The sequence below is a fragment of the Streptomyces sp. NPDC033174 genome (assembly GCF_055577795.1).
On sequence record NZ_JBVIPQ010000003.1, the window covers coordinates 203,921 to 217,659 of the forward strand.

Below are 13,739 nucleotides of genomic sequence, written 5' to 3' on the forward strand. Positions count from 1 at the left end.
GCAGCGGTGTCTTCGGGGGAGAACGAACTGATCGCGGGGCGATACCGGGTCGTCCGGCAGCTCGGTCGCGGTGGCATGGGCGTCGTCTGGCGCGCGCTCGACGAAGTGCTCGGCCGGGAAGTGGCGGTGAAGGAGCTGCGCACCTACACGGATTCCGCCGGACACGAACTCGCCGACCTGCGGCTGCGCATGCAGCGCGAGGCCCGGGCCGCCGCGCGGGTGCGCCACCCCGGGGTCATCTCCGTCCACGACGTGACGGACCACCAGGGCCGCCCCGTCATCGTCATGGAGCTCATCGACGGCCCCTCCCTCGACGACGTCCTGGGCGAGCGTGGCGTCATGGACCCCCGCGAGGCCGCAGGGGTCGGCGCCAAGGTGCTGGAGGCCCTCGCCGCGGCGCACGAGGTCGGCGTCCTCCACCGCGACGTCAAGCCCGGCAACGTCCTGCTGGACAGGGGAGGCCGGGTCGTCCTCACCGACTTCGGGATCGCCACCATGGACGACCCCGGTGACGGCTCCACCACCCACCTCACCCGCAGTGGCGAGATCGTCGGCTCGCTGGACTACCTGGCGCCCGAGCGCGCCCAGGGGCAGGACCCGGGACCGGCGTCCGACGTATGGGCCCTCGGCGCCACGCTGTACGCGGCCGTGGAGGGCGCCTCACCCTTCCGGCGTACGTCGACCTGGTCGACGCTCACGGCGATCGTCGCGGAACCGCTTCCGGAGCCGCACAGGGCCGGCCCGCTCGCGCCCGTACTCCAGCTGCTGATGCACAAGGACCCGGCCCGGCGGCCCGACGCCGCCACGGCCGCGCGACTCCTGACCGCCGTGGCCGACGGCCAGGACACCGGCCCGACCATGCCCCTGGGCCCGCCGGCGCACACCCGCGTACCGACCGAACGGAACGTGGTGCCGCATCAGCCGGACGGCTTCGGTCCTGCGCAGCCCCAGCCGGGTGGTTTCGGCGCCGCTCCGAACGGGCCCGGCGGTTTCGGCGCGCCGGTGCCCCAGCCGGACGGATTCAATCCGGCTGCGCCGCGGCAGCCGGCGCCGCAGTCGGCCACCGCGCCCCCCGCGCCCCGCAGAAGCCGCTCCACGGCCCTGGTGGCCGCCACCGTGGCCGCCGTCGTCCTGGCCGGCGGCGGAGTGACGTACGCCCTCATGGACCACGGGCAGAACACCGAGCGGGAGCAGCTGGCCGGCGGCCGGGCCCGCACCCCCGAGGCGAGCCCCGGCCACGTCCTCGAACCCGGCGCCGACACACCGGCCACGGGCAAGCCGAGCGCCACGCCGTCGAAGGCGGGCGCCAGGCCATCGCCCGCGCCGTCGCACAAGGCGCCCGTGCCCGGAGGGGCGACCGGCGGCAAGGGGCCCGGCGGCAGCGACGGCGGAGCGAGCACCGGCGGCGGTTCGACCACGACGGGCGGCAGCGCCACCGGCGGCAGCGGGGGAACCACGGGCGGCTCCACGACGGGCGGCTCCACCACGACCACCGGCGGAGCCTCCGGCCCGGACCCCGCGCCGGTCTGTCACTCCATCGGCGGCGGCAAGTACAACTGCAACGTCTGGCGCACCGAGAAGACCTACAGCCACTCGGGCGGCGAGATGGGCGTCCTCAACGCCGGCACCAACTACTTCTACTGTCAGGTCGACCTGGGCCGCCGCGAGACCTACGGCCAATGGACCAACACCTGGTGGGCCCGGACCGACGACGACAGCGGCAACACGAACGTCTACTTCAGCGTCGTCTACATCAAGGGCGGGGACAACAACCAGCCGGTGCCCGGCCTGCCGGTCTGCTGACGGGACCCGGCCGCGCCTCACTCCCGCTCGGGAGCCCCACCGAGCCGCTTGGCCCGCTGATTGAGCCCGCCGCGCAGCCGCATGTTCACCAGGAACCCGACCAGCAGGACGAGGACCGCCAGGCTGGCGGCCTGCGTGGCAACGCTCTAGAGCACGGTGACCACACCGATGAAGGCGATACCGAGGGGAAAGACCATCTCCCGGAGTTCCTTCTTCAGCTGGAACGAGCGGCTGCAGCGGATCCGGACCGTGGCCAACCCCCGCTGACAGGGGGCGAGTTCGGCCGCGCGCGGGATCTCACCCGGCTGGCAGAGCGCGCGTTCAGGCCGGTGCGATCTCTCCCGAGCCGCGCGGGATCAGCGAGGTCGTCAGTTCGACCTTCGTGGGCTCGTCGTCGATGCCGTCCAGACGGCGGAAGAGCCGCTCCGCCGCCGTGCGTCCCAGGGCGGCGGCGTCCTGGGCTATGACGGTGATGCCGAGGAGGTCCGCCAGCTCGATGTCGTCGAAGCCGACCAGGGCGACCGGGCGCTCCCGCCCCGCCAGGGTCCGCACCGCCGTGACGGTCACCCGGTTGTTGCCGGCGAAGAGCGCGGTGACCGGTTCCGGGCCCGTCAGCATCGCCGTGACCGCCTCCCGGACCCGCTCGGGGTCCGTTGGGCCGAGAGAGACCCAGGAGTCGTCCACGGGCAGCCCGGCGTCCTCCATGGCCGCTCGGTAGCCGCGCAGGCGCTCCGTGGCGGTGTGGATGCGCGGCTGGTCGCCGATGAATCCGATGCGGCGGTGGCCATGGGCGATCAGATGGGCGACGCCCTCGCGGGCACCGCCGAAGCTGTCGGACAGGACGACGTCCGCGTCGATCCGGCCGGCCGGCCGGTCCACGAAGACGGTGGCGATGCCGGCCTTGATCTCGGGCTCCAGATAGCGGTGGTCGGTGCCGGCCGGGATCACGATCAGGCCGTCGACGCGGCGGGCGCACAGGGCGAGCACCAGCTCCTGCTCCCGGTCGGGGTCCTCGGCGCTGGAACCGTTGATGAGCAGCGCGCCATGGGCCCGGGCGACCTCCTCCACGGCGCGGCTGAGCGGTCCGTAGAACGGGTCGGCCAGGTCCTCAAGGACGAGCCCCACGGACGCGGTCCGCCCTTTGCGCAGGACGCGGGCGCTGTCGTTGCGGCGGAAACCGAGCGCCTCGATGGCCTCCGTGACCCGGCGCTCGGTGTCGGGCGTGACGCCGGGTTCGCCGTTGACCACCCGGGAGACCGTCTTGAGGCCGACTCCGGCCCGGGCTGCGACGTCCTTCATCGTCGGCCGGATGCCGTAGCGGTTCTCGGTGCGGCGGGCGGTGTCGGCCACAGTGCGCTGTCCTGTTCGTCTCGTCCGGCGCCAGGTCCGGGGCTGTCAAGTGCCTCTTCGGCGTCTGTCCGAAGTCCGTCCGGATGTCGCTCCGGTGCCGGTTCGGCCTGTGGGAGGCTGTGGCGTCGAGCATAGGCCCTGGACAACGTTGTCAGGGGAATGGAGACTGTTCATCGAATCCACTGGTCCGACCGCCCACCTGGAGATACCGCGCCCATGCATACCGACCTCGTCGCAGCGCTCGACATCGGCGGCACCAAGATCGCCGGCGCGTTGGTGGACGCTCGCGGGAGGATTCACGTACGGGCACAGCGGCCCACCCCGGCGCGCGAGGACGGGGAGACGGTGATGGGAGCCGTCGAGGCGGTCCTCGCCGAGCTCTCCACCTCCCCTCGATGGGACGCGGCCGGCGCGGTGGGCATCGGAAGCGCGGGCCCGGTCGACGCGTCGGCGGGGACGGTCAGCCCGGTCAATGTGCCCGGCTGGCGGGACTACCCGCTGGTGGAGCGGGTACGGCGGGCCACCGGCGGCCGCCCCGTCACCCTGGTGGGCGACGGCGTCGCCATGACCGCGGCGGAGCACTGGCAGGGCGCCGCCCGCGGCTACGACAACGCCCTGTGCATGGTCGTCTCGACGGGCGTCGGCGGAGGCCTGGTGCTGGGAGGAAAGCTCCACCCCGGTCCCACCGGCAACGCCGGTCACATCGGGCACATCAGCGTGGATCTCGACGGCGATCCGTGTCCGTGCGGGGCGCGCGGCTGTGTGGAGCGGCTCGCCAGCGGCCCCAACATCGCCCGCAGGGCGCTGGAGAACGGCTGGCTGCCGGGCCCCGACGGCGACACCACCGCGGCGGCCGTGGCCGCCGCGGCCCGGGCGGGGGACCCGGTGGCCGTGGCGTCGTTCGAGCGTGCTGCCCAGGCCCTCGCGGCCGGTATCGCGGCGACCGCGACCCTGGTCGAGATCGAGATCGCCGTCATCGGCGGGGGAGTGGCCGGCGCGGGCGATGTCCTGTTCGCGCCCTTGCGGCGCGCCCTGCGCGACTACGCCACGCTGTCCTTCGTCCAGCGGCTGACGGTCGCTCCGGCGATGACGGGGACGGACGCCGGACTGCTGGGGGCTGCGGCCGCCGCCTCGCCGCGCAGGACGGCCGGGACGGCGGCGACGCTCAGCGGTTGAGGCGGATGGTGCGGGGACCCGGCGGACTCGGCGGGCGCGAGCCGCCCGCCCGGTCAGTGAGGCGATTCCGTTCTCTGTTCCACGATCACCAGGAACGCGTCCGACTCCAGGTCCATGACCACCTCCGCGGCCTGTCCCTCGTCCCGCAGGGTGCGCGCGAGCTCCTCGGCGGGCCAACTCCCGCGAGGACCCCCCGCGGGAAACTTCTCCAGCACTGTACGGCGCATTCCGTACCCCCTCGTCATCGCCGAATCCAACGACGTTCCGTCCTGAAGTGTTACGGCTCCATGGACACGCCAGTTCGTGAAGTGGGACGTCTCACATGTGCCCCGTGGTGGCGCAGGCAGCGCAACAGCCCGGCCACAGTTGTGTACGGGGCGCCGCGCCGGTTCGGGACGCGCGTTTCCGTGGCAGGGTGTTGCGGGCAAGCCACAGGGGGCTACGGCAGAGGGGGAACCGTGATTGTCTGGATCAACGGTGCGTTCAGTGCGGGCAAGGCCAGCGCCGCGCGCGAACTGATCGATCTGATCCCGCACAGCACCTTGTACGACCCCGAACTCACCGGCGCTGCGCTGCGCGACCTGCTGCCGCAGAAGCGTCTCGCCGAGGTGAACGACCTTCAGGACCTGCCGATCTGGCGCCGGATGGTCGTCGACACGGCCGCGGCACTGCTCGCCGACGTCGGCGGGGTGCTGGTGGTGCCCATGGCCCTGCTGCGCCAGGAGTACCGGGACGAGATCTTCGGCGGCCTCGCCTCCCGGCGCATCCAGGTGCGCCATGTTCTCCTCGCCCCGGACGAAACGATCCTGCGCGAGCGAATGGAGAGGCGCGGGCAGTTCGTGGCCGATGGAGCGGACGAGCGCGTACGCACCTGGCCGTACGACCCTCTGGAGCCGTACCGCACCGCCCTCGGCTGGCTCTCCGCCGACGCCCACCTCGTCGACAACTCCGCACTGAGCCCCGCCGAGACCGCCCGGGCCATCGCCGAAGCCGTCCGCACCGGCGAGGCCCGCTCCTGCGAGATCGTGCAGACCCCGGAGCCCACCGGCGAGACCCTCGCCGCCGGGGTGCTGCTCTTCGACGAACAGGACCGCGTGCTCCTGGTCGACCCCACCTACAAACCGGGGTGGGAGTTTCCCGGCGGCGTGGTCGAGGCCGGTGAGCCGCCCGCCCGCGCCGGAATGCGGGAGGTCGCCGAGGAGATAGGTCTGCGGCTCGACGCCGTGCCACGGCTGCTGGTCGTGGACTGGGAAGCGCCCCGACCCCCCGCGTACGGCGGTCTCCGGCTGCTCTTCGACGGCGGACGGCTCGCCGCCGACGCGGCGGAGCGCCTGCTGCTGCCCGGGTCCGAGCTGCGCGGCTGGCGCTTCGTCACCGAGGAGGAGGCGGCGGACCTGCTGCCTCCGGTCCGCTACCAGCGGTTGCGCTGGGCGCTGCGGGCCCGGGAGCGCTCCACCGTGCTCAACCTGGAGGCGGGCGTCCCCGTGTAGGGCGCGCCCTGCCCGGCGGAGCCTTGGCAGCCCAGGCGGCGGCCTGTCCGGCGGGCGGCGGCCCTGTCCGGTGGGCGGCGCCGTTCGGGGCGCGGCCCCGTCCAAGGAGCGTCCCCGCTCGGGGCGCGCTCCGGCCACGGGGCGGCGCCGTCTACTCCATGGCGTCCGAGGGCGCGGCGTCACGGTCGGCCGCCGCGCTCAGGACCGCCGCCGCGTCGACGGTCAGCGGTTCACCGTGCCCGAAGCAGACCGTCGTCGGCGCGAGCCCAGCCAGCCGGCGCATCGACGCCTTGGCCTCCTCCCGGTCCACATGGAAGACACCCAGCGTGACCCCCTGCACGGCGGCCACCGTGTCACCCGTGAACAGCACACCGTGCCGGGGCAGATGGACCGCGATCGAACCGTCCGTGTGCCCGGGGGTGTGCACCACCAGGGCCCCGTCGCCGAAGCCGAGTTCCTCGCCGTCCTCCAGCTCCCGGTCCACCCGGGTCGGCGGCGCCTCGGGGACGGTGAGCCCGTGCTCGTACAGCGGGACCTCCCAGTCCAGCAGTACGGGGTCGGGGACCGGCGCCTCGCCGCGGATCACCGGCGCGTCCAGGCGGTGGGCCAGCACCTGGGCGCCGTACCGGGCCGCGAGTTCGCCGGCCGCGCCCACATGGTCGCGATGGCAGTGCGTCAGCACGATGCGCCGGATGTCCTCGGGCCGCAGGCCCGCCTTGCGTATCGCCTGCTCGATCTCGTCGGCGGCGTCGACCCAGCCGGCGTCGACGAGCGTCAGCTCGTCCGTGTCACCGGCGCGGTCGCGCCACAGATAGGCCTGTCCGATGGAGAAGCGCAGCATGTGCAGCCGGTGAGGGAGCACCTCGATGAAGTCCATGCGGCGAACGTACGGGCCGCGCACGCCCGCCGCCTGGGACTACGCCGAAAGCGATCTTCGCCGAGAGCTCAACCCCGCTTGGAATCCGCGTAGTTCAGCAGGAAGTGCGCCTCGGCCACCGAGAGCTGCTCCAGCTCCTTCGGGGAGACCGACTCGTTCACGGCGTGGATCTGCGCCTCGGGGTCGCTCAGCCCGATCAGCAGGATCTCCGCCTCGGGGTAGAGCGCGGCGAGCGTGTTGCACAGCGGGATCGAACCGCCCATCCCCGACGCCTGCATCTCCTCGCCCGGGTAGGCGATCCGCATGGCCTCGGCCATCGACGTGTACGCCGGGCTGCCGATGTCCGCGCGGAACGGCTGGCCCTGCCCGACCTGCTCGAAGGAGACCCGCGCGTTCCACGGCACCCGCTTGGCGATGTGCGCGTACAGCAGCTCGGTCGCCTCGGCGGCGTCCTGGCCGGGCGGCACGCGCAGGCTGATCTGCGCGCGGGCCGTGGAGGGGATCGACGGGGTGGCACCCGCGACCGGGTGGCAGTCGATGCCGATGACCGTCACCGCCGGACGCGCCCAGATCCGGTCGGCGACCGTGCCGCTGCCCGGCAGGTCGACGCCGTCGAGGACCCTCGCGTCCTTGCGGAAGTCCTCCTCCGGGTACTGCAGGCCGTCCCACGAGGCGTCCGACGCGAGCCCGTCGATGACCGTCGAGCCGTCCTCGGCCCGCAGCGTGTCCAGTACGCGGATCAGCGCGGCCAGCGCGTCGGGCGCGGCCCCACCGAACTGCCCGGAATGCAGGTTGCCTTCGAGGGTGTCGATCCGCACCCGGATCATCGTCATCCCGCGCAGCGTCGCCGTGACCGTCGGCAGACCGACCCGGAAGTTCCCGGTGTCACCGATGACGATCGCGTCGGCGGTCAGCAGGTCGGGGTGCGCCTCGGCGTACCGCTCCAGACCGCCGGTGCCCTGCTCCTCCGACCCCTCGACGATCACCTTCACGGTGACCGGTACGCCGCCGTTCGCCTTGAGGGCGCGCAGCGCGAGGAGGTGCATGATGAAGCCGCCCTTGCAGTCGGCCGCGCCGCGGCCGTACCAGCGGCCGTCCCGCTCCGTGAGCTCGAACGGCGGAGTCACCCACGCCGACTCGTCGAGCTTCGGCTGGACGTCGTAGTGCGCGTACAGCAGGACGGTCGGCGCGCCCTCCGGCCCGGGCAGGACGCCGTAGACCGACTGCGAGCCGTCGGGGGTGTCGAGGAGCGCCACACTCTGGAAGTCCTCCGCGCGCAGCGCGTCGGCCACCCACTCGGCGGCCGCCTCGCACTCGCTCTTCGGCGCCACGGCCTCGTCCGCCACCGACTCGAAGGCCACCAGTTCCGCGAGCTCCGCCTTGGCACGGGGCAGCAGGGATGCGACGGTCTCGGCGATCGGATTCACGGTCATGGGCACGCTCCTCGTGGGTGCGACGTTATGAGTACGCAGGAAGTGACGTAAGGAGTGTCGCTGTACGTGACGTCTGTACAGACGAACACCCGGGCGATCCTCCCACAGTGGGCCGTCGGGGCCCGCGCCGTAGGATGCCGTGAAGAGCATGGACCACTGGTCGGATCAGGAGCAGAAGCACATCGTGAGCAGCGAGAACGCAGACGCCGGAAGCCAGCAGCCCGAGTCGGTCTGGGACGTCGTGGTGGTCGGGGCGGGACCCGCGGGTGCCACGGCCGCGCATGCGGCGGCCACGGCCGGCCGCCGGGTGCTGTTGCTGGAGAAGGCGGAGCTGCCCCGCTACAAGACGTGCGGCGGGGGCATCATCGGGCCCTCGCGTGACGCGCTGCCGCCCGGCTTCGAACTGCCGCTGCGCGACCGGGTGCACGCCGTCACCTTCTCGATGAACGGCAGGTTCGCCCGTACCCGCCGCTCGAAGCGGATGCTCTTCGGGCTCATCAACCGGCCCGAGTTCGACGCCGGTCTGGTAGAGCACGCGCAGAAGGCCGGCGCCGAACTGCGCACCGGCGTGGCCGTGTCGCGGGTCGAGCAGCACGGCGTGGCCGTGCCGGACCGGCGGACGGTGGCGGTCGTCCTCGCCGACGGGGAGACGATCCTCGCGCGTGCGGTCGTCGGAGCCGACGGCAGCGCCGGGCGCATAGGGGCACATGTCGGGGTGAAGCTCGACCAGGTGGACCTCGGCCTGGAGGCGGAGATTCCCGTGCCGCCGACGGTCGCGGAGGACTGGGCGGGGCGGGTGCTCATCGACTGGGGACCCATGCCGGGCAGTTACGGCTGGGTGTTCCCCAAGGGGGACACGCTCACCGTGGGCGTGATCTCCGCGCGCGGCGAGGGAGCGGCCACCAAGCGGTACCTGGAGGACTTCATCGCCCGGCTGGGGCTGGCGGGATTCGAGCCGGAGATCTCCTCGGGCCATCTGACGCGGTGCCGCAGCGACGATTCGCCGCTGTCCCGGGGCCGGGTCCTGGTCTGCGGTGACGCGGCCGGTCTGCTGGAGCCGTGGACCCGCGAGGGGATCTCCTTCGCCCTGCGGTCGGGGCGGCTGGCGGGGGAGTGGGCGGTGCGCATCGCGGAGGCGAACGACGCCGTGGACGCCCGGCGGCAGGCTCTCAACTACGCGTTCGCCATCAAGGCCGGCCTCGGCGTGGAGATGGCGGTCGGGCGCCGGATGCTGGCGCTCTTCGAGCGGCAGCCGGGGCTGCTGCACGCGGCGATGACGGGCCTGCGGCCCGTGTGGAGGGCGTTCGCGGACATCACGCGCGGCGCGACGACCCTGGCGGGTCTGGTGCGCTCCCACTCGTTCATCCGGAAGGCGCTGGACGTACTGGACCGGCGGATGGGGGACGTGGCGCTGACCCGGGTCGGTACGGAGCGGAGTACGGCGGGCGTCGAAGGCGTCGCGGTTGCCGGGGCTGCCGAGGGCCCCGAGAAGACGGACCGCACGAGCGAGCGGGGCTCGACCGACGCGGTGTGAGGGGCGGCTCGGCGCGAGCGGGGGTGCCGCCGGGTCGGCAGGCGCGGGGCGGCGGCCCGGGAAGGCTCGGGCAGGGCCGTGGGTGCCCGCACCCCGGCCTGTACCGCAGGCCCCACTCCTCAGGCCGGCGTGCTGATGCGGAACACCGGGTGCTTCGGCGCGATCGCGCGCAGCTCCTCGTCGGACGAGTCGGGGCCGACGCCTCCGAAGAACACGCCCACCTCCGCCTTCCATCGCTTCAGGTAGGCGCGCAGCAGGACCGGCTTCTCGTCGTCGGACAGCTCGACGGCCGTGAACGGCAGCGCCTGCTTGCCCAGATGCAGCTCGCCGCCGCCCGCCGCCCGCATGTTGTGCGTCCACTGGACGTGGCCGCGGGGGGCCACCAGATACCGCTCCCCGTCCACCGTCAACAGGTTCACCGGCGTACGGCGCCACTCTCCGCTCTTGCGGCCGCGGACGGCGAGGATGCGCGAGCCCCAGACGCTGATGCCCCGTCGCGTCATCCAGGCGACGGCGCGGTTGAGGACGTTGATGGTGAACCAGCCGGGCTTCATGACGTGGGCGGCGGCGCTCATGGTGCTCCTCCGGGGAGAGATCCAGACCGAGAGCACTGCTCTCGCTTGAGAACAGTGTGCACGGATCGGCGCTCCGAAGCAAGAGCAGTGCTCTCGATTCAGTGCAGTGCTCCGATTGATGGCAGACTGCCCCCATGACCCGCGTTCAAGGAGCCAGGGCCCGCGCCCGCGTCGAAATCACCACCGCCATCAAGGACGAGGCACGCGCCCAGCTCGCGGCCGAAGGCGCCGCGAAGCTCTCGCTGCGAGCCGTCGCCCGGGAGCTCGGCATGGTGTCGTCCGCCCTCTACCGCTACTTCCCGAGCCGCGACGACCTGCTCACCGCCTTGATCGTCGACGCGTACGACGCCGTCGGCGCCGCCGCCGAGAGGGCCCTCGCCGCCGCCGACCCGGCCGACCCCCCGGCCCGCTGGACCGCCGTCTGCACCGCCGTCCGAGCCTGGGCTCTGGCCCACCCCCACGAGTACGCCCTCATCTACGGCTCCCCGGTGCCCGGCTATACGGCCCCGAGGGACACCGTCGGACCCGCCTCCCGTGTCGGCCTCACCCTCATCTCCGTCGCTCGCGACGCCCACCGCTCGGGCGGCATCGCGCTCCCGCCGCTCGCCGAGGAGCTCCGCCCCGAGGCTCACCGGCTGACCGCCGACGTCGCCCCCGACCTCCCTCCGGCGCTGGTCGTCGCCCTGGTCGCGGCCTGGTCCCAGCTGTTCGGGATGGTGTCCTTCGAGGTGTTCGGCCAGTTCAACCGGGTCGTCGAGGACCGCGACGCCTTCTTCGCCGCCGCCGCCGACCACCTCGCACGGGAGGTCGGCCTGCTCCCACCCGGACGCCCTGTCCCGTCCGGGCGGCGGTCCTGAATCAGCGGTACCCGGCCGTCGCGCGGGCCGTGGGGCGGCGGCCGGGGCGGAGCTCGTAGCGCACGGGGGAGGCCGGCCCAGGACCGACGCCCGGGAGGACGGTGTACTCCCCCGGGAGTACGGGTGATCACCCCGCCCGGCCGACGCCGCCCCGCACCCGCCGCGGCTAGCGTGGCGGACATGGACGAGCAGCGGACACACAGTGGCGGAGGCCCGCCCTGGGCGCGCGGCCCGGGAAGGCGCCCCGGGGGCGGGCCTCCGTGGCCGAGGCACTGGCTCGCGGGCGGGCCCGGCAGCGGACTGCCGTGGCGGTCCACCCTCCTGCTCGCCGTGTTCGTCCTGATCGGATCCGGTTTCGCGGCGAGGAGCCAGCCCGACCGGGAGACGCTCGACGCCTACGGCCGGGCGCTGCTGCTCGCCGGATCTGCCCTGCTCCTGCTCCGGCACCGGTATCCCGTGGCCGTCGTCCTCGCCGTCGCGTCGGTCACGCTGGTCTACTTCGGCGCCGGATATCCGTACGGCCCGGTCTTCCTCACCGTGGCCGTCGCCTGCTTCGCCGCGATCGTCCACGGCCACCGCCGGGCGGCCTGGTGGGCACTGGGCCTGCTCTGGGCGGGGCATCTGCTGATCGCGCACTGGCTGTACGCCCATCTGCCGCCCGGCGACGACGGCCCCGGCCCCTGGGGCGAGGAGATCGCCGTCGCCGCCTTCGTGGTCGCCATCCTCGCCGCCTCCGAGCTGGTACGTGTCCGCCGGGAGCAGTGGGCCCAGCAGCGGGCCGAGCGGGCCGTCGCCGAGAAGCGGCGCGCCGACGAGGAGCGGCTGCGCATCGCCCGCGAGCTGCACGACGTACTCGCCCACTCCATCTCGGTCATCAACGTCCAGGCCGGTGTGGGACTCGCGCTCCTCGACACCGACCCCGAGCAGGCGAGGACCGCCCTCACCACCATCAAGGCGGCCAGCAAGGAGGCGTTGGGGGAGGTGCGTCAGGTCCTCGACACCCTGCGCGCCCCCGGCGAGGCCCCGCGTGCCCCGGCCCCGGGCCTCGACCGGCTCCCGGAACTCGTCGAACAGGCCGCGGGCGCCGGTCTGACGGTCGACGTGGAGGCGGTGGGGGCGCGCGCCGAGATTCCGCCCGGAACGGATCTCGCGGCCTTCCGGATCGTCCAGGAGGCGCTCACGAACGTGGTGCGTCACTCCGGTTCGCGTACCGCGCGCGTACGGATCGCCTACGCGCCGGACCGTATCGAGCTGCTGATCGACGACGACGGTCCCGCCACCGGCAGGGACGCCGGAGGCAGCGGCAACGGCCTCGTGGGCATGCGTGAGCGGGCGGCCGCGCTCGGTGGCACGATCGAGGCGGGCACGCGTCCGGACGGCGGGTTCCGGGTCCGCGCGACGCTTCCCCCACGCCCCCCGAGTACCTCGAACGACACCTCGAACACGGCCCTGGACGCCCCAACCCCGGCCGGGACGAGCGGTCGCGGGGACCTACGGGATCCGATGGACGAGATGGATGGGGAGACGCCGTGATCCGTGTCCTGCTGGCGGACGACCAGCTGCTGGTCCGGGCCGGCTTCCGGGCGCTGCTCGATGCACAGCCGGACATCGAGGTCGTTGGAGAGGCGGCCGATGGCGGCGAGGCGGTCGCCGTGGTCCGCGAACTGCTACCGGACGTCGTGCTGATGGACATCCGGATGCCCCTGCTCGACGGCCTCGCGGCGACCCGCCGGATCACCGACGACGAGGGTCTCGCGGGAGTGAAGGTGGTGATGCTGACCACCTTCGAGATGGACGAGTACGTCTTCGAGGCGATCCGCTCCGGCGCCTCCGGCTTCCTGGTCAAGGACACCGAACCGGAGGAACTGCTGCGCGCGGTACGGGCGGTGGTGGAGGGGGACGCGCTGCTCTCCCCCGGCGTGACGCGCCGCCTCATCGCCGAGTTCGCGGCCCGCTCCAAGGCCCCCGCCGACGCGCGCGGTCTCGCCGAGCTCACCGAGAGGGAACGGGAGGTGATGGCTCTCGTCGGCATCGGTCTGTCCAACGAGGAGATCGCCCGCCGTCTGGTGGTCAGTCCCCTCACGGCGAAGACCCACGTCAGCCGCACGATGGTGAAACTGGGCGCCCGCGACCGGGCCCAACTGGTCGTGTTGGCCTACGAGTCGGGGCTCGTACGGCCCGGCTGGCTCGGCTGACTCGGGTCGCCGGGGCGGCGGGGGAAGCGCCACAGCACCCGTACCACCCGCGCCACGAAGGCGACTCCCGCGAGAGCCGCCCCCGCGAACGGCAGCGCCCGACGGGCGGCGTCCGGCAGACCGGGCAGCAACAGCGGGGAGCAGACGAGGGCCAGAACGGCGGCCGCGGCGAAGGCCGCCGTCACCACCGCGTATCCGATCTCGACCGTGATCGCGTCCCGCTGGGCCTGACTGCGTGTCTCCATGAACCGCAGTGTCACAAGCGCGCGACCGGTGGGCAAGGATGCTGGACGAGCGGTCCGCCTGAGCGCCGGGGCTCCACGGACGCGCGGACCACGAGGCCGACGGACCGTCAGCAGGCGCCGAAGGTCCCGCCCGGCGCACCACCCCGGCCACCCGCCCATCCGTGCGGGTCCGTACGGGCAGGTGGCCGGCCAGGGTGGTCCCTG

The 13,739-nt window shown here is 73.3% G+C and carries 13 protein-coding genes; 7 read left to right on the forward strand and 6 right to left on the reverse strand.

Annotation, left to right across the window (positions count from 1 at the left end):
- Positions 1-6 precede the first annotated feature (6 nt).
- Positions 7-1,803 carry a protein kinase domain-containing protein gene (locus ACZ5VC_RS11085; RefSeq protein ID WP_469119775.1) on the forward strand — a complete coding sequence of 599 codons (1,797 nt, stop codon included), beginning with the start codon at positions 7-9 and terminating at the stop codon, positions 1,801-1,803.
- 321 nt (positions 1,804-2,124) lie between these two features.
- On the opposite strand, the gene ACZ5VC_RS11090 is transcribed toward ACZ5VC_RS11085, so the two are convergent.
- The gene (locus ACZ5VC_RS11090) at positions 2,125-3,153 is read right to left on the reverse strand and encodes a LacI family DNA-binding transcriptional regulator (RefSeq protein WP_469119776.1); all 1,029 of its coding nucleotides are present in this window, start codon (positions 3,151-3,153) and stop codon (positions 2,125-2,127) included.
- A 216-nt stretch (positions 3,154-3,369) separates the two neighbouring features.
- Between ACZ5VC_RS11090 and ACZ5VC_RS11095 the strand changes: the two genes are divergently transcribed.
- Entirely contained in the window at positions 3,370-4,329 is a 960-nt protein-coding gene (locus ACZ5VC_RS11095) for an ROK family protein (RefSeq protein ID WP_469119777.1), read from the forward strand.
- A 53-nt stretch (positions 4,330-4,382) separates the two neighbouring features.
- Here ACZ5VC_RS11095 and ACZ5VC_RS11100 read toward each other — a convergent pair whose 3' ends face one another.
- Positions 4,383-4,556 (reverse strand): hypothetical protein, encoded by a 174-nt coding sequence (locus ACZ5VC_RS11100; protein WP_469119778.1) that lies wholly within the window; start codon positions 4,554-4,556, stop codon positions 4,383-4,385.
- Positions 4,557-4,787: 231 nt separating this feature from the next.
- Here ACZ5VC_RS11100 and ACZ5VC_RS11105 point away from each other — a divergent pair, with 231 nt between their 5' ends.
- Entirely contained in the window at positions 4,788-5,819 is a 1,032-nt protein-coding gene (locus ACZ5VC_RS11105) for an NUDIX domain-containing protein (protein WP_469119779.1), read from the forward strand.
- 151 nt (positions 5,820-5,970) lie between these two features.
- Here ACZ5VC_RS11105 and ACZ5VC_RS11110 read toward each other — a convergent pair whose 3' ends face one another.
- Together ACZ5VC_RS11110 and ACZ5VC_RS11115 are read right to left on the reverse strand one after the other, a co-directional pair.
- The gene (locus tag ACZ5VC_RS11110; RefSeq protein ID WP_469119780.1) at positions 5,971-6,696 is read right to left on the reverse strand and encodes an MBL fold metallo-hydrolase; all 726 of its coding nucleotides are present in this window, start codon (positions 6,694-6,696) and stop codon (positions 5,971-5,973) included.
- A 68-nt stretch (positions 6,697-6,764) separates the two neighbouring features.
- Positions 6,765-8,129, reverse strand: coding sequence for a M20/M25/M40 family metallo-hydrolase (locus ACZ5VC_RS11115; protein WP_469119781.1), 1,365 nt, complete (start codon positions 8,127-8,129; stop codon positions 6,765-6,767).
- Between the two features lie 148 nt (positions 8,130-8,277).
- Between ACZ5VC_RS11115 and ACZ5VC_RS11120 the strand changes: the two genes are divergently transcribed.
- On the forward strand, positions 8,278-9,663 hold the full coding sequence (locus tag ACZ5VC_RS11120) for a geranylgeranyl reductase family protein (protein ID WP_469120207.1): 1,386 nt from the start codon (positions 8,278-8,280) through the stop codon (positions 9,661-9,663).
- 119 nt (positions 9,664-9,782) lie between these two features.
- Here ACZ5VC_RS11120 and ACZ5VC_RS11125 read toward each other — a convergent pair whose 3' ends face one another.
- Positions 9,783-10,238, reverse strand: a complete 456-nt coding sequence (locus tag ACZ5VC_RS11125; RefSeq protein WP_469119782.1) for a nitroreductase family deazaflavin-dependent oxidoreductase — start codon at positions 10,236-10,238, stop codon at positions 9,783-9,785.
- A gap of 134 nt (positions 10,239-10,372) precedes the next feature.
- Here ACZ5VC_RS11125 and ACZ5VC_RS11130 point away from each other — a divergent pair, with 134 nt between their 5' ends.
- The 3 genes from ACZ5VC_RS11130 (at position 10,373) to ACZ5VC_RS11140 (ending at position 13,290) form a co-directional block, all read left to right on the forward strand.
- A complete protein-coding gene (locus tag ACZ5VC_RS11130; RefSeq protein WP_469119783.1) occupies positions 10,373-11,095 on the forward strand; it encodes a TetR/AcrR family transcriptional regulator in 723 nt (240 codons plus the stop codon).
- A gap of 180 nt (positions 11,096-11,275) precedes the next feature.
- Positions 11,276-12,628 (forward strand): sensor histidine kinase, encoded by a 1,353-nt coding sequence (locus tag ACZ5VC_RS11135; protein WP_469119784.1) that lies wholly within the window; start codon positions 11,276-11,278, stop codon positions 12,626-12,628.
- Complete coding sequence (locus ACZ5VC_RS11140) at positions 12,625-13,290, forward strand: response regulator (protein ID WP_469119785.1); 666 nt, start codon at positions 12,625-12,627, stop codon at positions 13,288-13,290. Before ACZ5VC_RS11135 ends, ACZ5VC_RS11140 begins: the two co-directional genes overlap by 4 nt.
- Here ACZ5VC_RS11140 and ACZ5VC_RS11145 read toward each other — a convergent pair.
- The gene (locus tag ACZ5VC_RS11145) at positions 13,251-13,535 is read right to left on the reverse strand and encodes a DUF6332 family protein (protein ID WP_469119786.1); all 285 of its coding nucleotides are present in this window, start codon (positions 13,533-13,535) and stop codon (positions 13,251-13,253) included. The two genes, ACZ5VC_RS11140 and ACZ5VC_RS11145, sit on opposite strands and share 40 nt — an antisense overlap.
- Positions 13,536-13,739 lie beyond the last annotated feature (204 nt).

What these genes read in the sequence shown, in the direction of transcription:
- ACZ5VC_RS11120 (WP_469120207.1), top strand. Translation starts at nt 8,278, where the DNA reads ATGGACCACTGGTCGGATCAGGAGCAGAAGCACATCGTGAGCAGCGAG.
- ACZ5VC_RS11135 (WP_469119784.1), top strand. Translation starts at nt 11,276, where the DNA reads ATGGACGAGCAGCGGACACACAGTGGCGGAGGCCCGCCCTGGGCGCGC.
- ACZ5VC_RS11125 (WP_469119782.1), bottom strand. Translation starts at nt 10,238, where the DNA reads ATGAGCGCCGCCGCCCACGTCATGAAGCCCGGCTGGTTCACCATCAAC.
- ACZ5VC_RS11095 (WP_469119777.1), top strand. Translation starts at nt 3,370, where the DNA reads ATGCATACCGACCTCGTCGCAGCGCTCGACATCGGCGGCACCAAGATC.
- ACZ5VC_RS11100 (WP_469119778.1), bottom strand. Translation starts at nt 4,556, where the DNA reads ATGCGCCGTACAGTGCTGGAGAAGTTTCCCGCGGGGGGTCCTCGCGGG.
- ACZ5VC_RS11110 (WP_469119780.1), bottom strand. Translation starts at nt 6,696, where the DNA reads ATGGACTTCATCGAGGTGCTCCCTCACCGGCTGCACATGCTGCGCTTC.
- ACZ5VC_RS11115 (WP_469119781.1), bottom strand. Translation starts at nt 8,129, where the DNA reads ATGACCGTGAATCCGATCGCCGAGACCGTCGCATCCCTGCTGCCCCGT.
- ACZ5VC_RS11130 (WP_469119783.1), top strand. Translation starts at nt 10,373, where the DNA reads ATGACCCGCGTTCAAGGAGCCAGGGCCCGCGCCCGCGTCGAAATCACC.
- ACZ5VC_RS11145 (WP_469119786.1), bottom strand. Translation starts at nt 13,535, where the DNA reads ATGGAGACACGCAGTCAGGCCCAGCGGGACGCGATCACGGTCGAGATC.